The following is a 21055-nucleotide window of genomic DNA, read 5'->3' as shown; positions in this document are numbered from 1 at the left end:
CCACGAAGCTGACCGCTGACCGCTGACCGCACCTCAAGTAGCGTGCGCGTAGCGCATATACTTACCAACTATCTTCATTGTCGAAGCTGGGGAGATCGGGAGATGGGGAAGACTCGCTGACGGTAACCTCCTCTACCTGGGACGGTTTACTCTTTCTTTCTTTAGCCAGTTGCTCAACAGTATCAGTAATCACAACCGTTAAGTTTTCGCGGGTTTGAGCATGGTTGGCTTGCTCAGTCTTTAAGGCATCGATTAAGCGATCGCGTTCTGCCATGACTGACTTAAGGGTTGCCCTTAATTCCTCGACCGTTTGCAGTTGTTCCACATTCTGCTCAATACTCGATACCGTCTCCAGTTGATCCGATTTGAGTTGAAATCCGTCTTGTTGTAATTTTTGCAGTTGAGCCTTGAGAGTTTCGATTTGCTCTTGAGCGAGTTGGCTTTCTATACGCCGTTGCTGAGCTTCAGTATTATATAACTGACGCCAATGAGCTGCACTTTCATCCGCAGCCTGGCACTCTTTAATGCTATCTGCCAGCTGCTGCTTCAGTTCCTTGATTTGGGCTAACCATTCGGTAACTGACCCATTGTTGCTCATCAACAACTACTCCATAGGCTATGGCACTGATCAAATTTAATCAAATTTAATCACGGTTGAGGGTTGAGGGTTGTAAGCATATGCGCTACGCGCACGCTAAGCGAACACCTGTCAGCCGTCAGCTATCATGCTTATTTTATTCAAAAGCACCTCAAGTAAGGTGGAACAGGCTTCTAGCCTGTGAAGCTATTGGCATAAACTGTTACCGTAGTGTGGCCACAGGCTGATACGCGACACGCTGATACGCGACACGCTGATAGCTGATAGCTGACTGAGGGTTAATGGTCAACTGTGAATAAAATAGTAAAGTGTGTCGATTAAATTACTGAACACTAATAATGGGCAAACTACGGGTAAAATTGGCAAATTAATTTGTAGCAAGCCCCTGCTCACATCAGAACCTATGCTATCTAAGCGTTTTTTTCGTTTCTTCCGTTTCTTTGGTTACCTGAATCTGGTAACCCTCAGGAAGACTTTCAAGCGTGCGATGGAACGTCGCTTAATGGGTCTATCTGCTGAAATGGCATATAACGCCATGTTAGCTCTGTTTCCAGCAATTTTAGCAATTCTGACAGCGATTGGCTTGTTTGAATATTCCTTACAATTAACCTGGTACCACCACCCTCCCGAGCTGAGTGAAGTGGCACAGAATGAAGCTCTGAGAATGATGAAGGAAGTAGGTCCGGCTCAGGCGGTGCAGCCAATTCAGGAATTTACCGAGCAGATTCACCTCAGCACCAATAGCAGTCTATTTTCCCTGAGTTTTATCATAGCCATTTGGGTATCTTCTGGGGCACTGAGTGCAGCGATGAATGCCCTTGATCACATCCACAACATTCCCCGAGAGCAACAACGACCGTTTTGGAAAGCTAAGTTGATTTCTCTGGGCTTAACCATTGGTAGTATCATACTGCTAGTGATTGCCTCTTTTTTGGTATTTATCAGTCACTGGATGCTAAAAACAGTCGTTGATACGAGTGGAGCTTCCATCTTGTTGACACTCTGGAGTCTCTTGACCTGGCCGGTAGCCTTGAGTATGGTGGCGGCATCCTTTGCCTTTGTCTATCGCTACGGACCAAGCCGTTGGCAGATCGGAACACCGATATTGCCAGGAGCAGTTTTAGCAGCCATTTCCTGGGCAGTGGCTTCAGGCTTGTTTCGGCACTACGTTGCTGCCAATTTCAGCAATTACAACAAAGTCTATGGTACCGTAACAGCCGTGATTATCTTACAGCTTTGGCTTTACATGACTTCTCTGCTACTGTTATTAGGGGACCAGTTGAATGTGATAGTAGGAGAAGCAATGCAAGCATCCCATCGGAGACCTAGACCAAGAAAATTAGCCAAGGCAAAAAAAACATGATATTAGCTGAATTTAACCCTACCCTATTTGAGAATTGAGAATGAAGAATTGAGAATTCACCATTCACCATTCTGCCTTCTAGATTTTGCCTTCTACATTCTACATTCTGCCTTCAACCTTCAACCTTGGCCAATAGGCCACGCTACGCGAACAACCAAACAACCTATTTAACCCCGTAAACAACTCGCTGCTAACTCACTCACGAGTATAGCGGGAGCTTTGAAGCTCACAGTTTACCAGTCTAAGCTCTTACAGAACTACGTTATTTCTAAGTGTTTAAGTTCCTACCTGAGGATGCGTAGCTAGTCCCCAGCTCTAGAACCTAGTTATTAAACAGGTGTAATCGAGTTAAGCCAGTGTAACTAGGAAAGTACCGAGAAATAACATTGACGAAGCTAACTTTACCCTGGCGACAGGAGAAAACATAATTATGCGTGTCTTTGTACTCAACAAGAACCGACAACCTTTAGACCCATGTAGACCGGCAAGAGCCAGGATTTTACTTTCGACAAGTAAAGCAAAGGTCTACCGTCGCTACCCATTTACCATAATTTTGACGGAGGAAATCAAGCAACCAGTAACTCACGGGTCACAACTCAAAATAGACCCTGGAGCAAAAACAAGCGGTTTAGCTATCGTTCAAGGAAAGCGAGTAATCTGGGGAGCCGAACTTACCCACAGGGGCTTTCAAATACGAGACGCTTTAACCTCTCGTAAACAATTAAGGCGCAGTAGGCGGAATCGAAAGACTCGATACCGCAAACCCAGGTTTCTTAATAGAACTAAACCAAAAGGTTGGCTAGCTCCCAGTCTTATATCTAGAGTTCAAAATATTTTAACTTGGGTTAAAAAGCTAACTCGATTGTGTCCTGTTGCGGGCATCTCTCAAGAGTTAGTCAGATTCGACACTCAGAAACTGCAAAATCCTGAGATATCTGGGATTGAATATCAGCAGGGTACACTTTACGGTTACGAACTTCGGGAATATTTACTTGAAAAATGGAGTCGTAAATGTGTTTATTGTGGAGCAACAGGTGTTCAACTAGAAATCGAGCATATCAAACCAAAGTCTAGAGGCGGATCCGATCGGGTTTCTAATTTGGCCATCGCATGTCACCCATGTAACCAGGCTAAATCTAATCAAGACATTGAACTTTTCTTGTCTTTGAAGCCTAGTATCTTGAGACGCATACTGAGTCAAGCTAAACGCCCTCTGGCTGATGCGGCTTCTGTCAACACAACCCGATGGAAGTTGTACCACGATCTCAAGTCAATAGGATTACCTGTTGAAGTGGGTAGTGGCGGATTAACCAAATTCAATAGGTGCCGTCAAAATCTTCCGAAAACTCATTGGTTGGATGCGGCGAATGTCGGAAAAGTCGAAACATTGATCCTTGAAGTAACCCTACCTTTGATAATAACCGCCAAAGGGCACGGTACTCGTCAAATCTGTAGAACCAATAAGTATGGCTTTCCCACTCGTCATTGCTCCAGGATCAAGTTTCATAAAGGTTTTCAGACAGGCGATATCGTTCGTGCTGTAGTTACCAAAGGAAAAAAGATCGGTACCTATATAGGAAGGGTCGCAACCAGAAAATCAGGGTCTTTTAATGTCTCAGCTAAATCAGGATTGGTGCAAGGCATCAGTCATAAATATTGCCAATTTATTCACAGGAAAGATGGTTATGCCTATACAAACTAGATTCTGTCCTCCCTTTCCTGAGTGCCTGTCACCTGAGGGAACCCCAGGTGTTTATATGGCACGTCTCACCGCTAAATCAAAGATTATAGCGGGAGACGACCGGGAGGCGGGCAGATGAGGAATGATCGCAAAACATCTACCTTAAAGCGTGTACGTCGGGTAAGCTACCTACTGGACAATGCTATTCCTATCCCTGGAACAGGTTATCGGATTGGTTTAGATCCCATCATCGGTCTGTTACCAGGGGGTGGTGATGTTCTGGGAACTATCATTTCATCATACATTGTGGTAGAAGCAGCACGACTGGGAGTGTCTCGATCTACCTTGGTGGAGATGGTGCTAAATATCCTTCTTGAGACAGTTAGTGGTTCTATACCGGTCTTAGGGGATCTGGTGGATGCGGCCTGGAAGGCAAATGTCAAAAATGTTGAGTTGTTAGAGAAAGAACTAAATGTATCATCACCACCACAAAAATCCGATTGGTTATTTCTAGTCTTACTGTTGGCAGGGTTGGCTGTAGTGTTGCTAGTTGCGGTTGGAATTAGTTTTGCGATCGTAGCCTGGGTGTTCACAACAATTACTAGCTGAGCAACAATGTCTGGCATTAATGAAACTGGCAAGATGCCAGTTCCACAGGGTGGGGAATCAAACTGGCAAGATGCCAGTTCCACGCTTGATGCCCATTCCACCCATGGCTCAAACTGCTATAAGATTCACCCTGTCTGGGGTTGCTGAATGGGAGTAAAAAGACACAAACAATGGAAGAAAAACAATTAGCTCAATTTTCCCTAGCGGATGGAACTACATTTTTGGTAGAAGTGGAAGAACCAGAAAGCCGTGGTATTGAGCGAGTCAGCCTGCGATCGGGAAAACAAGTCCTCAAGGCACGGCAGACCTTTGAAGAAGCTCTAGATCAAATCCAACCGGTTGCTTCTGCGGTTATCACCAAATTGCGGGACCTCAACCAACCCGCCGATGAAGTGGAAGTAAAATTTGGTTTGAAATTGACGGCAGATGCGGGAGCTGTGTTTGCTTCTGTTGGTGGCGAAGTGAGCTATGAAATTACTTTAAAATGGAGTCATAAGAATCAGGGCAAGTAGAGGATTAAGTAAATGGAGTTTAATGCCCATAAGACTTCAATTATTCGGCTCTTTTATCAAGACCAAGTAGTTGGTATTGGCTTTCTGGTATCGGAACACTATGCTTTAACCTGTGCTCATGTCGTAGCAGAGGCATTGTTTATTTCTAGCACGACACAGAGCCGCCCTGAGGGAGAAATAAAGGTTGATTTTCCTTTACTTAATTCCAAAGATAAATTTTCGGGGAGGGTTGTTTGCTGGCATCCTGTATCTGATTTAGAAGATTCCGAGGAAGCGATAGAAGATATTGCGGTTTTGAAACTTGATTACCTTCCTGCTTTTGCTCACCCGACTCGCGTGATATTATCAGAAAATCTTGCCAATAATCCATTTAAAGTATTTGGCTGTCCTAGGAAAGTTTCTTTTGGGGTTTGGGCAACTGGGGTATTGTCAGAGCAAAATGCTAAACAATGGTTTCAACTGGAAGATACTAGGGTAACTGGATACGCGATTGAACCAGGATTTAGTGGTTCTCCGGTTTGGGATGAAAAATTACAGGGAGTGGTGGGGATGGTAGTTGCCGCAGATCGCAAGCGAGAAACGGCAAAAGTCGCGTTTATGATTCCGACACAAATTTTAGTCAAAGCTTGGGAATATTTGGAGTCAATTGTTATCCGAACTAAGGAAATAGAAAAGCAAGTTAAGCCAGCTTTGTTACCGGCAAAGATAAAGTTCCTCGAACAACGAAAGAGAGACTTGGAAGAAAACGTCGAAGCGGTCAGAAAGCAAATGGGGTTTACGTCAGATTTATCTAAATATCGAAATTTGGAACAAAAAATTACTTTCTATTTTGAAAAAATTGAAGAAATTGACAGACAGCTTGGGGGTTTTTAGATAAAAACATTAAAAAATGACAACTAGCACAGAACTCGAAAATCTACAAAAAATTTGTAATCTATGGAATCAACGCATTGAAGATGTCATCAAAGAGATGAGTTTCACTTCAGAGCTGGATCAGCTGGAAAATTTAGATAGAAAGTTTCAGTACTACTCTGAACAACTCAAAAAGTTCGAGAATAAACTCAATTTATTAAAAAGTAATAGCGATTCCTCTGCTAGTCCTAATCCACAACATACTATTTCTAAAAAATTATCTAATATTAACTTCCATAACCAAAAAAAAATCGTCAATTCTATTCTAGACAATTGTTTAGGTGAAGAAGGAGGCTTGGCTTTATTTTTACTGCACAATACCTCTTTGATGCGAGGAGATTTATGTGTTGCAGAAATTCAATACTATCTTAGTAGCAAAAGTTATGGTAAACTTAAGTATTGTCCTATAGACCCCTTCTTAAGACCTGATATTTCCGATGAGCGCAGTTTGCTAAATGCGATCGCGGATTATTTTAAGCCAATTGAACCTCATCCCAATGATCAAAAATACATCCAGAACATTATTAATAAGATCGGTGACAGTGTACAGGGAGGAAGTGTTGTTTTTTTTGATTTTAGGAACTGGGATTCTATTACTGAAAATGATGATAGACTTTTATCTTGGTTTCTTGAGTATTTTTGGAAGTATTTGAAGCAAAAACATCAAGATATTTCCCAGGATTACTCTTGGGTTAATTTCTTGTTGTTTTGTTCTATAAGTTCAATCATCCCTGAATCTTATCAAAAGCTGACTTATTGTTGTAACTACAACGATTTTGATAGTTTAAAAATAATCAAATTGCCTTTGAGTAAATTGAAGGAAAGTGATATTGATAATTGGCTTCAACAAGTCTATGGATTATCTAAACCAGAAAGCAAAAAAATAGCCAGAACAATTTATAAATCATCTAATGGTGGTATTCCTAGTATAGTTTGCTCAAAATTAGAACAATATTTATCTAAATTAGTAAAGGCATAGTTAATGAATCCTCCTAAATACATCTTCCATGGCGACTCCAAAAATCGACCTAAACAATGTCATCCAGATTCTCCCACAGAATTAGAACCCTATATTGCAGACAGCGAATTAATTGAAGCCGTTAATTTGGCAATTTTTCTCCAAAGACCTCTGTTAATTGAAGGAGAATCGGGATGTGGTAAAACCCGATTAGCAGTGGCAGTAGCTTATGAATTAGGGTTGCCCTTTTATCGCTGGGATATTCGCTCAACCACGAAAGTCCAAGAAGGATTATATGAATATGATGCCATTTTGCGCTTGCATGATGTCCAAACTAAAGACTTAACCCCGTCTATTAATCCGAAAACTGGACAACCGAGGAATCCTCAAGAACCAAAAGATTACCGTGAACTAGGTTCCCTGGGAAAAGCATTTAAATCCCACAACTATCCCGCAGTGTTGCTTATTGATGAAATTGACAAGGCTGATGTAGATTTCCCCAATGATTTACTGTCGATATTGGATAAACCTTGGAAATTTTTTATTCGGGAAACAGGAGAAACGATAGAGGCGAATCAAGAGCAATTACCAATTATCATTATTACCAGTAACAAAGAAAAAGGCAGTCTCCCCTCTCCCTTCTTACGCCGCTGTTTATATCACTATGTGCGTTTCCCTAGTCAACCAGAAGAGTTAGAGAAAATTGTCAAGGTTCACTATCAACAGAAACAGAAACCAGAGACCATGGCAATGCCCAAATCTGATTTAGTGACGACTGCAGTCGCTAAATTTTTAAAGATACGAGAGGATAAAAGTCTATTTAAACTTCCGGGGACCAGTGAGTTTCTCGATTGGCTGGCTGCCTTACATCACTTTAAATCGGAACCTTATCCTGTTACTGAACTCCAGCAAGACAAGACAATTCCCTATCGAGATTTAGTATTTAAATTGCGGCAAGATTGGCAAAATCCCAATTATGCAGGTTCATGATACCAATTTCCTTTAATGAGGCTACAGATCAGATCCCCCCTAGGGCGTGTTTTCAAAGTTTTCCGCAAGATTGAGATCCCCCCCAGCCCCCCTTAATAAGGGGGGAGCCATACTCAAAGTCCCCCTTGTTAAGGGGGATTTAGGGGGATCTTCTACCTGTTACACTGTCTTATGAAATTGGTATGAGTAACGTTAATCCCCACCCTCTGTTAACTCGCCTCTTTTACCGCTTGCGCCGGGATGGGTTTGCTTTGGGAATTAATGAATATTTAGCTGCCTTACAAGCTATGGAGGGCGGCTGGGGAGTGCAGGATGCCAATGCTCTCAAAAAACTCCTGCGATCGCTTTGGTGTCATTCCCTAGCTCAACAAGATCATTTAGAAGTTATTTTTCGTTCCATTAGCGCAGAAGAAAGCCAAGAGGACGCAAAACCAAGGGAATTTCAATCAGAATCACCGGAATCATCATCCTCCCCTAAAAATACTCCTCCTGTCTCCCCTGGGGAACAAGTTCCATCGATGGTAGACTCTCCTACTCCAGTTCCTGAATTATCCTTACTGCCGGTCAAATCATCAATCAATGTATTAGAACAGACAGAAGATCGGGATTTCCAAGGGTATTATCCCATTTCTCGCAGGTATCTGGTTTATAGCTGGCGTTATTTACGGCGGATGGTGGCAGATGGTAGAGAGGATGTTCTGGATGTGGAAGGGACAATTGCCAACGTCTGCGAACAGGGATTTTTTTTAAAGCCCAAATACAGCCGAAGGGAGCAAAATCACGCTGATTTGCTCTTGTTGCTGGATCAGGAAGGCTCCATGACTCCCTTTCACCGCTTTACGCGAGATTTGGTCGAAACCGCCCAACACGACAGTAATATCGAGCGGGTGCGGGTGGGCTATTTCCACAATGTGCCACCAGAGTATGTTTATAAAGACCCTTATTTAACGGAAAAGGTAAAGTTTGAGTGGATTTTGGCAGAGTCCGATGGGGATACCAGTGTTTTAATTGTCAGCGATGGGGGAGCAGCTCGTGGCGATCGCCGTTCCGAAAGATTTTCAGCAACCGCTGAAGTTTTGTGGCACATTAAACAGCATACCAAGTTAATTGCCTGGTTGAATCCCGTTCCCTCTCAACGCTGGCAGGGAAGCACTGCCCAATTTATCGCTCATTTAGTACCAATGTACCCTCTGGATCCTCATGGGTTAAATCAAGCGATCGCACAGATTCGTTAAGATCTATGACAACTTCCTCATCTGACCAATTAACGGGAGAATTAGCTAAGCAACAAATTGAACGCTTTGTGGCCAGGTTTGAACCCAACTATCGCTATCTAGCTTGTCATTGCGCCTTGCCCTTGGTCTTGACTCCCGAATTGGTGAATTATATCCGAGTGCAATTTTTACTGAACGAGGAAGTGCCTTGGATAGCAGAAGCGGATTTACTGTTGTCGGAGTTGTGCCGTCCAGTTGGTTATGAATTATATGCCATGACTCCGGCGGTACGGTCTCATTTATTGGCACAATTTGAAACACCAGAATTTCAGCACAAATTTGGCACAAATCGCCTCAAATCCGTCGCCCAATTACTGATGGATTACGTGACTTATTTAATGGGAACCCATCCCGCCAGCCGACAGCGAGAATTCCAGGCACAACAATGGGCAGCAATGGTGTATTTAGATCAACATCGCACTCAAGCAGAACAAGAGATTGCTAAAGCCCTACAAGGATTGGTTAACCGAGGAAAAAATGGACAGGCAGAATTAGCCCGATTACAGCGTCTAATTCAAGAATTTAGACCCCAGTTGAGTCAATATGACTCCTTAATGAAATTTGCTCAATCCCTCGGAATCTGGCTCAACGGTCAAATTCCTCCTGATGCTAGTCAATCCTATGGTGTTCATGGGGTAAACCTTAGCCTTAATCAAGTCACTCAGCTTGAAGGTTTCCCACCCCTGCAAACCTTTGAATGTGAGGTGGTAACCATTGGGCTGGGAGCAGGGACAGAGATTGAGCTAAAACCTTTTAACTTTGAAGTGGCAACTATTGAGTGGAAACAAACAGGCTGGTTGAGAAGAAAACCAGAACTAATCATCAACCGTCATCAGCATGGAGCTTATGGTTTTACCGAAGACTTAGGGAATGGAGTTGAGCTAGAGATGGTTGCCATTCGTGAAGGGAGCTTTATCATGGGTTCCCTAGAAACAGAAGAGGGGCATAGTGACAGTGAAAGTCCCCAGCATCAAGTCACCATTAAATTCTTCTTGATGGGTAAATACCCAGTGACCCAAGCCCAATGGCAAGCCGTGGCCGCCCTAACCCAAGTCAACAGAGAACTTAAACCCAATCCATCCTATTTTAAAGGGGATGACCGACCTGTAGAGAGAGTCTCCTGGGATGATGCGGTGGAGTTTTGTGAGCGGCTGTCCCAGTATACGAAACGCCCTTATCGCTTGCCCAGTGAAGCCGAGTGGGAGTATGCTTGTCGAGCAGGTACAACAACTCCGTTTCATTTTGGAGAGACGATTACTACAGAGTTTGCTAACTATAATGGCAAGTATACTTATGGCTCTGGTCCTAAAGGCAAATATGTTAAGGAAACAACCCCAGTGGGGAGTTTTGGGGTAGGGAATGACTTTGGACTCTACGATATGCATGGCAATGTGTGGGAGTGGTGTGCAGACCATTGGCACTCAAACTATCAAGGTGCGCCGAGAGATGGCAGTGCCTGGGAAGATCATAATGACAATGATAATTTCCGGCTGTTGCGGGGCGGTTGTTGGGACCTCAGCCCTGGAGACTGCCGTTCTGGGTCTCGCCTCAACTATGATCCGACCCTCAGGCCCTACTTCCTCTATATTGGTTTTCGTGTGGTGTGTGGGTGGGCTTAGACTCGGTAACTCTTGACCCTTTTGGCCTTTTGCCCTTTGCCCTGTTTTTTTTATTCTTGTGGAACAGGCTTCTAGCCTGTTGCGGGAATAGGCTTCCAGTCTGTGTTAATGTCAATCAACTAATCATATTGTTACTGGCAAGATGCCAGTTCCACAATTAATCATATACCACTGGCAAGATGCCAGTTCCACAATTAATCATATACCACTGGCAAGATGCCAGTTCCACAAGTTGTAGAACCACTGGTAAGATGCCAGTTCCACAAGTTGTAGAACCACTGGTAAGATGCCAGTTCCACAATTAATCATATACCACTGGCAAGATGCCAGTTCCACTTGTAGAACCACTGGCAAGATGCCAGTTCCACAATTAATCATATACCACTGGCAAGATGCCAGTTCCACAATGGATATGTGAAGATAAATTAACCAAACCCAACCCAGCTGATGAAGCACCAATCACCGGGAACAGGCTTCGAGGCTGTCTTAACCCAACATTAATGATTATAACTAGCAAGATGCTGGTAGTAACATACTCTGTAGAAATGTAACTAATGACTACCCCCAACCCTCTATCCTCTGGGGCAAAAGCTTCCAGGCTGTCTCAACCCAATATTAATGATTATGACTGGCAAGATTCTCGTTCCAGCAATTATACCAGTTATACCAGTTTCAGAAAGTATCCAAATATTAAAATTAGCCAAAGAAATCTTCCTCACTGGGAATTAGCAGGAGCAATTTACTTTGTGACTTTTAGTACTTGGGAAAAGCTAGAGTTGACGCTAGAAGCCAGACAAGTAGTTCTAGATTCCTGTTTATTCTTCAATAACCAAAGGTACAAAACCTATGCTGTTGTAATTATGCCAGATCATGTGCATTGGTTAATCCAGCCTTTACCAAAATTCGATCAGGAATATTGGACTTTAGCTAGTATTATCCACAGCATTAAAAGCTATAGTTCTAAACAAGTTGCTAAAGTAATGAATCATATCGGTATTGTTTGGCAAGACGAGCGATATGATCGCATTATGCGAGATGAAAGAGAATTTTTAGAAACATGGAACTATATCAGAGAAAATCCTGTAAAAGCTAATTTATCTGAGATTGCTGAAACATATCCTTTCTTCTGGCAAATGGATAGTGTAGAGAAGTCTTCTGTAAAATAATCTATGGTGGAACAGGCTTCCAGCCTGTATCAATAACTGTGTGGTGGAACAGGCTTCCAGCCTGTGTCAATAACTGTGTGGTGGAACAGGCTTCCAGCCTGTGTCAAGCACTGTGTGGTGGAACAGGCTTCCAGCCTGTGTCAAGCACTGTGTGGTGGAACAGGCTTCCAGCCTGTATCAATAACTGTGTGGTGGAACAGGCTTCCAGCCTGTGTCAAGCACTGTGTGGTGGAACAGGCTTCCAGCCTGTGTCAAGCACTGTGTGGTGGAACAGGCTTCCAGCCTGTGTGAATAACTGTGTGATGGAACAGGCTTCCAGCCTGTGTCAAGCACTGTGTGGTGGAACAGGCTTCCAGCCTGTGTCAATAACTGTGTGGTGGAACAGGCTTCCAGCCTGTGTGAATAACTGTGTGGTGGAACAGGCTTCCAGCCTGTGTGAATAACTGTGTGGTGGAACAGGCTTCCAGCCTGTGTGAATAACTGTGTGGTGGAACAGGCTTCCAGCCTGTGTGAATAACTGTGTGGTGGAACAGGCTTCCAGCCTGTGTCAAGCACTGTGTGGTGGAACAGGCTTCCAGCCTGTGTCAATAACTGTGTGATGGAACAGGCTTCCAGCCTGTGTCAAGCACTGTGTGGTGGAACAGGCTTCCAGCCTGTGTCAATAACTGTGTGGTGGAACAGGCTTCCAGCCTGTGTGAATAACTGTGTGGTGGAACAGGCTTCCAGCCTGTGTGAATAACTGTGTGGTGGAACAGGCTTCCAGCCTGTGTGAATAACTGTGTGGTGGAACAGGCTTCCAGCCTGTGTGAATAACTGTGTGGTGGAACAGGCTTCCAGCCTGTTGCCGTCAATCTCAATCAGTGGTGGAACAGGCTTCCAGCCTGTGTCAAGCTCAATCAACTCATCATCTTGGAACTGGCTTGATGCCAGTTCCACTTGTAGAACCATCTGTCGGTGGTGGAACAGGCTTCCAGCCTGTGTCAAGCTCAATCAACTCATCATCTGGTCACGCGGCTTGATGCCAGTTCTACATCAGTTAAACCAAACAATGGTGATGCCAGAAACAAGTAAAGAAGAACAGCAATCAAAAGTTAATATCAAACACCATTGGCGAGAAATTCAGTACTTTGCTGAAGACTTGGGAAATGGTATCACTTTGGAAATGGTTGCCATCCCCGGTGGCACTTTCGTTATGGGTTCCCCAGAAACAGAAGAGGGGCATAGTAATGATGAAAGTCCACAGCATCAAGTCACGGTTAAATCCTTCTTGATGGGCAAATACCCAGTGACTCAGGCACAATGGCAAGCCGTGGCCGCCCTACCCCAAGTCAACAGAGAACTTGAACCCAATCCATCCTATTTTAAAGGGGAAGACCGACCTGTAGAGAGAGTCTCTTGGGATGATGCGGTGGAGTTTTGTGAGCGACTGTCCCAACATACCAAACGCCCTTATCGCTTGCCCAGTGAAGCCGAATGGGAGTATGCTTGCCGAGCAGGTACAACCACTCCGTTTCATTTTGGTGAGACAATTACAACCGACCTAGCTAACTATAATGGCAACTATACTTATGGCTCTGGTTCCAAAGGCAAATTTGCTCAGGAAACAACCCCAGTGGGAAGTTTTGGGGTAGCCAATGAGTTTGGACTCTACGATATGCATGGGAATGTGTGGGAGTGGTGTGCAGACCATTGGCACTCAAACTATAAAGGTGCGCCGACAGATGGCAGTGTGTGGGAAGAATTTAACGATAATTATAATAATAACCGTTTATTGCGGGGCGGTTCCTGGGTCCTCAACCCTGCTAGCTGCCGTTCTGCGTCTCGCTACGACGCTTTTCCGGGCTTCAGGCACAGCTACGTTATTGGTTTTCGTGTGGTGTGTGCCCTACGCGCTATATAGATTTACAACAAAAAGATCCACCCCAGTGGAATTACTTAGATTTATCCCTCCTCTGCTTAAAAACTAGTCAGCACTTACGTAAATCTAACATCTGGTTATTACCAGGAAAAACGGATAAAATCCTGAAATAAGTTTTGGTAAATTATTGCCAAAATGGCAACCCAGTAAGGTAGCTATTATTTTTCATAACTGGTATAGGTAGCACTGAATATATATAGCGTTTTTCATGACTATGAGGTACACAGGATTTTTTCCCTATTGCCTATTGCCTATTGTCTATTGCCTATTACCTGCTCCCTGCTCCCTGCTCCCTAAAACCCAAAAATTTGTACCTCACCAAACTGCTATAGTAACTTTTCCAGTCTTTTGTCAGTCACCGAAGGTAAACCCCAAACCCATTGAAAACAGGAACAGGTAAATTGACAAATACCAAGATCAAGGCTGGAGATTATACTCAACCCTTGTCTCTGGTCAAAATCGACCAGTTCAATGAAGGAGATGAAGGGGGATTAGACCTTGGTCAAATCCTGGGTGCTATTGGTCGCGGAACAGTTTTAATCGCTGGAATAACCATTATGGTAACTTCTGGAGCAATACTCAAAGCTCTGAATGAGGTACCAGTGTATCGAGCTAAATTTGAAGTTTTAACTGAACCAGTCACAGCCGAGAGTGAGATTATATCCTCAGTGCCTCAAACCTTGAGTAGTCGTCGCACACAGGGGAGTATTCAAAGCAAGACAGGAGCTGTAGATGAAACCAAGATCAAGGTTTTAAAAAGTCCCCGAGTACTGTCATCGGTTGTGGAAAAGCTTCAGGTGCGATACCCAGACATTAGTTATGAGTCATTAATTGAAAATCTCAGTATCAAAACCAATCAGCCTAACATTTTAGAAGTTGTATTTCAGAATCCAGACGAAGAGCTAGTTAGGGATGTCTTAGATTTAGTATCTAAGGCTTATTTAAACTATAGTTTGGAAGAACGTCAAGCAGAAACTCGCCAAGGAATTCGGTTTGTTGAAGAACAACTGCCTCAACTACAGTCACGGGTTCAAAATCAACTCCAGCGAGTGCAAAAAATTCAGCAGCAGAACAACTTAGTTGATCCGGCCATGAACGGCCAAGAATTGGCTAAGCGGATTAGTGGGATTGAGAAACAGCAACTCGATAATCAAATTCAGCTCTATGAAGCTCAAGTGCTCTATGGTGAGCTACAGCGAGAGTTGGCTTCGTCAGTAACTGAATCCGCTGCTATTTCAGTACTGAGCGAGAATCGTCGCTATCAAACTATACTGAATCGCCTCCAGGAACTAGACCTGGAAATTGCCCGAGAGTTGGTTATATTTCGGGAGAATAGTCCTAAAATGGAGAATCTGCGGGAGCAACAAAAAAATCTGCGCTCTTTGCTAGGTCAAGAAGGGAGGCGGGTTCAGAAAGAATTGGGGACAACTATCCGGGAATTGGAAGCACGAGATCGAGTCTTGACTCAAGTGGCTGATAGCCTAAAGCAGCAAATTAGGCAATTATCTGTCATCAATCGGGAGTACACGAATATCCAACGGGAACTAGAGATTGCTACCAATAACCTGGATCAATTTTTAGCAAAACGAGAAGCATTGCGGATTGATGTTGCTCAAAAGCAGGTACCTTGGCAGTTACTGGCTCCTATCAGTGACCCTGAACCCTCTGCCGCCAGTGTTAAGACAAACTTGGCATTAGGTCTAATTCTGGGTCTGTTGTTGGGTCTAGGAGTAGCTGTAGTTGTAGACAAAGCTAATAATATTCTCTACACCCTTAAGGAACTTAAAGATATCACGAAACTGCCACTGTTGGGGGTAATTCCTTGGCAAAAAGGAATGGGAGGATTTGCTCCTACCTTAGGCAAGCAGCTTCAATGGCACAAGGCGGAGTACTGGTTTGAATTATTCCGCTCTGTCTACACCAATATTCGTCTACTCAGTTCAGATCAACCCATTGGCTCTCTAGTGATCAGTTCAGTGATGGACGCAGAGGGTAAGTCTACGGTTGCTACTAACTTAGCTTTGGCAGCAGCAGCCATGGGTAAGCAAGTACTACTTGTGGATACTAATCTCCGTAGTCCTAGCTTACATGATTCTATGGGGCTGAGCAATCAGTCGGGGTTGATCGATGTGATCGCAAATGACATCAATGTTGAAGATGTGATTAAGTCCTCGCCTCTAGAAAAAAACCTGTTTGTGATGACAGCAGGTTTTACGCCATCAGACCCGATTAGACTGCTGGCCTCTGAGAAAATGCAGCATTTGATGGCAAAATTGCAAGCTACTTTTGACCTGGTAATCTATGACGCGCCTCCTCTAGTGGGATTTGCCGATACTAACCTGCTGGCAGTTCATACCGATGGCGTTGTGCTAGTGGCTCGTCTAGGTAAGCTAAAAAGTTCTACCTTAGAACAAGCATTAGGTGAATTTAGAGTCTCTGGTATTCCTATTATAGGAGTAGTCGCTAATGGCTCCAAAAAATCGAATTATTATAGGTAAGCTATCAGTTATCAGCTATCAGTTATCAGCTATCAGTTATCAGAAAAAGGCAAGAGGCATGCATGCTAGAGGCAAGAGTTAATCAACTATAGAGGAATTTTGGGGAGCGATGTAGCGCCGTTTTGGGGGTTTACCCCTGTTCCCTTGCTGCATCGTTTAAAACTCTCTTGGATATTCCCTTTTGCCTTTTGCCTTTTGCCTTTTGCCTTTTGCCTTTTGCCTTTTGCCTTTTGCCTTTTGCCTTTTGCCTTTTGCCTTTTGCCTTTTGCCTTTTGCCTTTTGCCTTTTGCCTTAAAACGATAAGCAATGTCGCTCATCAGTATGATAATTGCTAGATTATTGCCAATTTGGCAACATGGCTAGGTATAATTAATCTTTGATAGTATCTAATGGTATCTGTTTATGGTATCTGTTGTTTGAGCTAATTAAACAACTAAAATTACTAAAAAAAATAGTAAATATTAACACTATTACTGCTCCCTGATCCCTGCTCCCTACTCCCTAAAACCAAGAAGGAAAGTACGTCAACCAATTGAGAACAGCTATACCAACGATAGTCAACTAGTTTCCAATCTATTGGATAATAATGCTAAGATATATAGCCAAAGTTTTATATGTTCTTGGAAAGACCAAGAAAACGTTAATTATATTACTGTTTTCCTTTCTGTTAGTTTCCATATTAGAGGTCTTTGGCATTGGACTAATTGGACCATTTTTAAGTCTAGCGAGCAAGCCAGAGCTGATTCATGACCATTCTTGGTTAAATTGGATTTACAGTCATTTAGGTTTACACAGAGAAAGTTACTTTATCGCTTTAATCGGTTTATTTATTGTTACTATATTCTGTATCAAGTCATTCATCAGATGGCGAACTCAGACTAATGTATTTATATTTGGGTTCAGACAACAAGGAGAGTTAGCTACTAAATTGATGGGGGCATATTTAGCTGCCCCCTATACCTTTCATTTAGGCAGGAATAGTGCTAATTTAATTAAAACTGTGATGAGGGAAACTGAGCAATTTGCGAATGGAGTCCTCATGCCACTTATCATTTTGGCATCCAATGCTATTATTTTAGTTTTTCTAACACTATTACTTTGTCTAAATAGTTTAACAATCGTTGTGGCTTTCTTGGCTATTACCTTCCCCATCGTTTTACTATTTAATTCTTTTAAACATAAGATAATTAGTTGGGGACAACAAGTCTCTCAATCCTATGAAAATATAATTCGGATAATTAACCATAGTTTGGGAGGTATCAAGGAAACAAAAATTATTGGTTGTCAGTCCTATTTTCAAAATCAGATAGCTGAACAAGCACGGATATATGCCGATGTTCAGGGTGTTTTTTTTGCATTCAAACTTTCACCCCGTATCGTTATTGAAACAATTTTAGTAATCTTTTTAGTAGGGGTTACCTCGGTTTTTTTAATTTTAAATCAAGATATACAAGAGCTAACCGCTATTTTAAGTATTTTTGCCTTAGCCTCAATTCGCTTGATTCCAGCAGGGAGCAATTTAATCAGTGGAATCAGTGTGCTGCGGAACTCTACTTATAGTCTCAATAAACTCTACTCTGACCTGAAAGAATTGGAAAATCTGGAAACTGATAACGGGTCCAAGGTTTTAGCTTATCCAGTCATTGCTGAAGAGGGTCAGAGATTAAGGTTTACGAAGCAAGTGGTGCTAGAGTCAGTGAATTACCGCTATCCCAATGGTTCAGATAATGCCCTAACTGATATCTCATTAACGATTAATAAAAGCCAATCAATTGCCCTGATTGGTAAATCAGGAGCAGGTAAGACGACGTTAGTTGATTTAATTTTAGGTCTGTTAAAACCTCAGGAAGGGGATATGAAAGTTGACGGGCAATCCATATATGATGATATTCGTTCTTGGCAAAATCTGATCGGCTATATTCCCCAGTCGATTTTTCTAATGGACGATACTATTGAAAAAAATATTGCTTTCGGGGTTCCAGAGCATAAAATTAACTACCAACGATTATACCAGGCGATGGCAGCTGCTCAACTGATCGATTTTGTTGAGCAACTTCCTAATGGTGTTAAAACTATGGTTGGGGAACGAGGAGTACGTTTTTCTGGTGGTCAACGGCAACGGATAGGAATTGCTCGCTCACTTTACCATGAAAAGGAAATTTTGGTTTTAGATGAAGCGACTTCGGCCTTGGATAATGAAACAGAAAGACTGGTGACTGAGGCAATTAAATCCTTGAGTGGGACTAAAACTATGATTATTATTGCCCACCGCCTGTCTACAGTAGAGCATTGCGATCGCATTTACCTGATGGATAAAGGTTATATTACTAAATCGGGCAGCTATCAAGAAGTAGTTTTGGAGAAGTATTAACGTCAGCTATCAGCGGTCAGTGGTCAGTGGTCAGCAGTCAGTGGTCAGCGGTCAGTGGTCAGTGGTCAGCGGTCAGCGGTCAGCGGTCAGCGGTCAGTGGTCAGTGGTCAGCCGTTGGCTGAAAGCTGTTCGCGTAGCGTGCGCGTAGCGCATAAGCTGATAGCTGAAAACTGATAGCTGAAAACTGATAGCTGAAAACTGATAGCTGATAGCTGAAAACTGAAAGCTGACCGCTGATAGCTGAATGCTGACTTTTTGCCAAGATGCCTACCTATCTCAGGTGATATAGGTTTTCATAAAGACAAGAGAGCTAACACCAAAAAATTCTTGTATCTCTTTTCTAATGTTCCCTTAATTAAAGGTAACTATGAAAATTACACATCTAGCAATGCATGAGGGGTCAGGAGCAGGACGAGCAGCGTTGCGTTTGCACGAGGGATTGCTCAGAGAAAACGTAGACTCTTCAATGCTTGTTCTACAAAAGAGTTCACAGCATCCATCAGTAATTAAACTGGAAAATCTGACCGTTTTATTGAAAAAAATTCAGGCAAGATTATTTGGTATAACTCTCAGGAATAGTTTAGGGTGTAACACCACATTTTCTATCAACGCTACCCTGTCTTTGATTCAGAATCAGATTAAACGTTTTAACTCCAGCATCATCAACCTACATTGGGTAGGTTGGGAATATTTGAGAGTAGAAGACCTCAAAAACTTTAATATACCTCTGGTTTGGACTCTCCAAGATATGTGGGCCTTTACTGGAGGATGTCACTATGATCAAGGTTGCGATCGCTACAGGAAATTCTGCGGTAGTTGTCCTCAATTAGGTAGTAGCAAGGAATCGGATCTCTCTCACTGGGTATGGCTCCGTAAAGCTAAAGCCTGGGAAGGGCTTAACCTAACATTGGTCGCTCCTAGTTCCTGGATGGCCAAATGTGCTAGTTCCAGTTCACTGTTTCGGTATCGACGAGTGGAGGTAATTCCTTTCTGTCTGGACACTGAACACTATCAACCCCTCAATCAACAGACAGCTCGTAAGGTGTTGAATTTACCTGAAGATAAGCAACTTATCCTGTTTGGTGCTCTTAGCGCTACTCAGGATAAACGGAAAGGATTTCATCTATTACTGCCAGCTTTACAACGTCTGAGTAAGGCTGGGTGGTCGGATCGGATTGAGCTAGTGATTTTTGGCTCATCCCAACCGGAAAACCCGATAGATCTTGGCTTTAAGGCTCATTATCTCGGTTGCTTAGATGACATCTCATTGGTACAAGCTTATTCAGCAGCGGATGTGATGATTGTGCCATCCCTTCAAGAATCCTTTGGGCAAACTGCTTCTGAATCCCTTGCTTGCGGTACTCCAGTGGTTGCTTTTAATGGGACTGGATTGAAAGACATTGTGGATCATCAGCAAAACGGCTATCTAGCTAACCCCTTTGACATCGAGGATTTAGCCACAGGGATAGCTTGGGTAGTTCAAGACCGCGATCGCTACTCAAAATTGTGTATTCATGCTCGTCAAAAGGCAGAGCAAGCATTTTCTCTAGAAGTACAAGCACGCCGTTACTTATCCCTTTACAACGAAATTTTGGATGAGTGTGAGGTCAAAGTCCGGTTAATCACTCCGTAACCAGTCAGCTCCACCAATTTAAAAATAAAACATCTTTTAACTCACAAGCAATTTAAAGATTTTTGTAAAACTAATGAATACAGAACTAACCCAAAAACTTGATGATAGTTTAAGCTTCTACAAAACCTCGCGGCTCAATAGGTTATTAAAATCTCCCAATCGCCTGCTGTATTCAACACTGATCAGTGCTGCCAACAATAAGTTAACCATGGCTGTGCCAGCTAAAGCCACAACTTTCTTTGAAGAAGAGATGAAGGTGATATTACCTGAAATTGTATCAACTACCATCTATCGATATGGTTTTTTTGAAGAAGGTTTAACTACATTTATGTTAAACTATCTGAAGCCAGAAATGATTTTTTTTGATGTTGGTACACATTTTGGATTCTTTTCTCTGCTAGGGTCTCATCTGGTAGGGAAAAATGGACAAGTTCATTCCTTTGAACCAACAAAAAGCACTTTTGAATTACTTAAAGAAAATACTAAAGATAAAGAAAATATTGTGCTAACGAACAAGGCAGTGTGGTCTGATGAGGCCACCCTGTCATTTAACGATTATGGGCTCAGAAACTCTGCCTTTAATTCTGTTTATACATCCCGATGGATTCAGAAAGCAAAATTCAAGACATACGACGTTAAAGCATTGTCGATTGATTCCTACATTAGGAATACTGGATTAGCGCCAAACTTTATTAAAATTGACGCAGAAAGCTCCGAATATAAGATTCTGAAAGGAATGGAAAGAACTCTCACAGAAATTAAACCAATTGTAACGATAGAAGTAGGTGATATGGGTGTTGAAGGGGCTGTGTCTACTAGGGAATTAATAACTTACATGGTGGATAAAGGGTATCAAGCACTTGAGTTTAAAGATGGCAAAATTAAAAATCACGTAATCTGTGATAAGTACGATTACAATAATCTTTGCTTCATTCCAAACCCCTGAACATATC

The 21055-nt window shown here is 42.7% G+C and carries 22 protein-coding genes and 1 pseudogene; 19 read left to right on the top strand and 4 right to left on the bottom strand.

The genetic code is table 11. The features are described from left to right. Positions 1 to 61: 61 nt before the first annotated feature. On the bottom strand, positions 62 to 598 hold the full coding sequence (locus tag F6J90_RS09875; RefSeq protein ID WP_293092535.1) for a hypothetical protein: 537 nt from the start codon (positions 596 to 598) through the stop codon (positions 62 to 64). A gap of 403 nt (positions 599 to 1001) precedes the next feature. Here F6J90_RS09875 and F6J90_RS09870 point away from each other — a divergent pair, with 403 nt between their 5' ends. The 10 genes from F6J90_RS09870 to F6J90_RS09825 all read left to right on the top strand — a co-directional run bounded on the left by F6J90_RS09870 (position 1002) and on the right by F6J90_RS09825 (position 10516). Then, positions 1002 to 1961 (top strand): YihY/virulence factor BrkB family protein, encoded by a 960-nt coding sequence (locus F6J90_RS09870; RefSeq protein ID WP_293092533.1) that lies wholly within the window; start codon positions 1002 to 1004, stop codon positions 1959 to 1961. Between the two features lie 424 nt (positions 1962 to 2385). After that, positions 2386 to 3663, top strand: coding sequence for an RNA-guided endonuclease IscB (gene iscB, locus F6J90_RS09865; RefSeq protein WP_293094800.1), 1278 nt, complete (start codon positions 2386 to 2388; stop codon positions 3661 to 3663). Positions 3664 to 3777: 114 nt separating this feature from the next. Then, on the top strand, positions 3778 to 4251 hold the full coding sequence (locus tag F6J90_RS09860) for a DUF4112 domain-containing protein (protein ID WP_293092531.1): 474 nt from the start codon (positions 3778 to 3780) through the stop codon (positions 4249 to 4251). 19 nt (positions 4252 to 4270) lie between these two features. Then, positions 4271 to 4408: a hypothetical protein gene (locus F6J90_RS09855; RefSeq protein WP_293092529.1), complete on the top strand. Its 138-nt coding sequence runs from the start codon at positions 4271 to 4273 to the stop codon at positions 4406 to 4408. 13 nt (positions 4409 to 4421) lie between these two features. Beyond that, complete coding sequence (locus tag F6J90_RS09850; RefSeq protein ID WP_293092527.1) at positions 4422 to 4763, top strand: CU044_2847 family protein; 342 nt, start codon at positions 4422 to 4424, stop codon at positions 4761 to 4763. Positions 4764 to 4775: 12 nt separating this feature from the next. Further along, entirely contained in the window at positions 4776 to 5636 is an 861-nt protein-coding gene (locus F6J90_RS09845) for a trypsin-like peptidase domain-containing protein (RefSeq protein ID WP_293092525.1), read from the top strand. A 16-nt stretch (positions 5637 to 5652) separates the two neighbouring features. Further along, entirely contained in the window at positions 5653 to 6654 is a 1002-nt protein-coding gene (locus tag F6J90_RS09840) for a hypothetical protein (RefSeq protein WP_293092523.1), read from the top strand. Positions 6655 to 6657: 3 nt separating this feature from the next. Continuing rightward, positions 6658 to 7623: a MoxR family ATPase gene (locus tag F6J90_RS09835; RefSeq protein WP_293092521.1), complete on the top strand. Its 966-nt coding sequence runs from the start codon at positions 6658 to 6660 to the stop codon at positions 7621 to 7623. A 182-nt stretch (positions 7624 to 7805) separates the two neighbouring features. Next, entirely contained in the window at positions 7806 to 8858 is a 1053-nt protein-coding gene (locus F6J90_RS09830) for a VWA containing CoxE family protein (protein WP_293092519.1), read from the top strand. A gap of 5 nt (positions 8859 to 8863) precedes the next feature. After that, positions 8864 to 10516 (top strand): formylglycine-generating enzyme family protein, encoded by a 1653-nt coding sequence (locus F6J90_RS09825; protein WP_293092517.1) that lies wholly within the window; start codon positions 8864 to 8866, stop codon positions 10514 to 10516. Between the two features lie 198 nt (positions 10517 to 10714). Here F6J90_RS09825 and F6J90_RS09820 read toward each other — a convergent pair whose 3' ends face one another. After that, positions 10715 to 10972, bottom strand: coding sequence for a hypothetical protein (locus F6J90_RS09820; RefSeq protein WP_293092515.1), 258 nt, complete (start codon positions 10970 to 10972; stop codon positions 10715 to 10717). A gap of 98 nt (positions 10973 to 11070) precedes the next feature. Here F6J90_RS09820 and F6J90_RS09815 point away from each other — a divergent pair, with 98 nt between their 5' ends. Both F6J90_RS09815 and F6J90_RS09810 read left to right on the top strand, forming a co-directional pair. Further along, complete coding sequence (locus F6J90_RS09815; protein ID WP_293092513.1) at positions 11071 to 11682, top strand: transposase; 612 nt, start codon at positions 11071 to 11073, stop codon at positions 11680 to 11682. Positions 11683 to 11762: 80 nt separating this feature from the next. Then, positions 11763 to 12125: a hypothetical protein gene (locus F6J90_RS09810; protein ID WP_293092511.1), complete on the top strand. Its 363-nt coding sequence runs from the start codon at positions 11763 to 11765 to the stop codon at positions 12123 to 12125. Between the two features lie 178 nt (positions 12126 to 12303). On the opposite strand, the gene F6J90_RS09805 is transcribed toward F6J90_RS09810, so the two are convergent. Next, positions 12304 to 12666 (bottom strand): hypothetical protein, encoded by a 363-nt coding sequence (locus tag F6J90_RS09805; protein ID WP_293092509.1) that lies wholly within the window; start codon positions 12664 to 12666, stop codon positions 12304 to 12306. Positions 12667 to 12808: 142 nt separating this feature from the next. On the opposite strand from F6J90_RS09805, the pseudogene F6J90_RS09800 reads away from it, so the two are divergent. The 3 genes and pseudogenes from F6J90_RS09800 to F6J90_RS09790 all read left to right on the top strand — a co-directional run. Beyond that, positions 12809 to 13582 (top strand): annotated as a pseudogene (locus F6J90_RS09800) (formylglycine-generating enzyme family protein); the annotation flags it as partial. 232 nt (positions 13583 to 13814) lie between these two features. Continuing rightward, on the top strand, positions 13815 to 14000 hold the full coding sequence (locus F6J90_RS09795) for a hypothetical protein (protein WP_293092505.1): 186 nt from the start codon (positions 13815 to 13817) through the stop codon (positions 13998 to 14000). Position 14001: 1 nt separating this feature from the next. Continuing rightward, positions 14002 to 16098 carry a tyrosine-protein kinase domain-containing protein gene (locus tag F6J90_RS09790; RefSeq protein ID WP_293092503.1) on the top strand — a complete coding sequence of 699 codons (2097 nt, stop codon included), beginning with the start codon at positions 14002 to 14004 and terminating at the stop codon, positions 16096 to 16098. A gap of 86 nt (positions 16099 to 16184) precedes the next feature. Here F6J90_RS09790 and F6J90_RS09785 read toward each other — a convergent pair whose 3' ends face one another. Further along, the gene (locus tag F6J90_RS09785) at positions 16185 to 16415 is read right to left on the bottom strand and encodes a hypothetical protein (protein WP_293092501.1); all 231 of its coding nucleotides are present in this window, start codon (positions 16413 to 16415) and stop codon (positions 16185 to 16187) included. Positions 16416 to 16684: 269 nt separating this feature from the next. On the opposite strand from F6J90_RS09785, the gene F6J90_RS09780 reads away from it, so the two are divergent. The 4 genes from F6J90_RS09780 to F6J90_RS09765 all read left to right on the top strand — a co-directional run bounded on the left by F6J90_RS09780 (position 16685) and on the right by F6J90_RS09765 (position 21048). Continuing rightward, the gene (locus tag F6J90_RS09780; protein WP_293092499.1) at positions 16685 to 18469 is read left to right on the top strand and encodes an ABC transporter ATP-binding protein; all 1785 of its coding nucleotides are present in this window, start codon (positions 16685 to 16687) and stop codon (positions 18467 to 18469) included. 19 nt (positions 18470 to 18488) lie between these two features. After that, on the top strand, positions 18489 to 18617 hold the full coding sequence (locus F6J90_RS09775) for a hypothetical protein (RefSeq protein ID WP_293092497.1): 129 nt from the start codon (positions 18489 to 18491) through the stop codon (positions 18615 to 18617). Positions 18618 to 18836: 219 nt separating this feature from the next. After that, positions 18837 to 20102, top strand: coding sequence for a glycosyltransferase family 4 protein (locus F6J90_RS09770; protein ID WP_293092495.1), 1266 nt, complete (start codon positions 18837 to 18839; stop codon positions 20100 to 20102). A 73-nt stretch (positions 20103 to 20175) separates the two neighbouring features. Further along, entirely contained in the window at positions 20176 to 21048 is an 873-nt protein-coding gene (locus tag F6J90_RS09765) for an FkbM family methyltransferase (protein WP_293092493.1), read from the top strand. The last annotated feature ends 7 nt before the right edge of the window (positions 21049 to 21055 follow it).

It is taken from the genome of Moorena sp. SIOASIH, assembly GCF_010671925.1.
GTDB lineage: Bacteria > Cyanobacteriota > Cyanobacteriia > Cyanobacteriales > Coleofasciculaceae > Moorena.
This window is presented reverse-complemented; position numbering and strand designations above follow the sequence as displayed.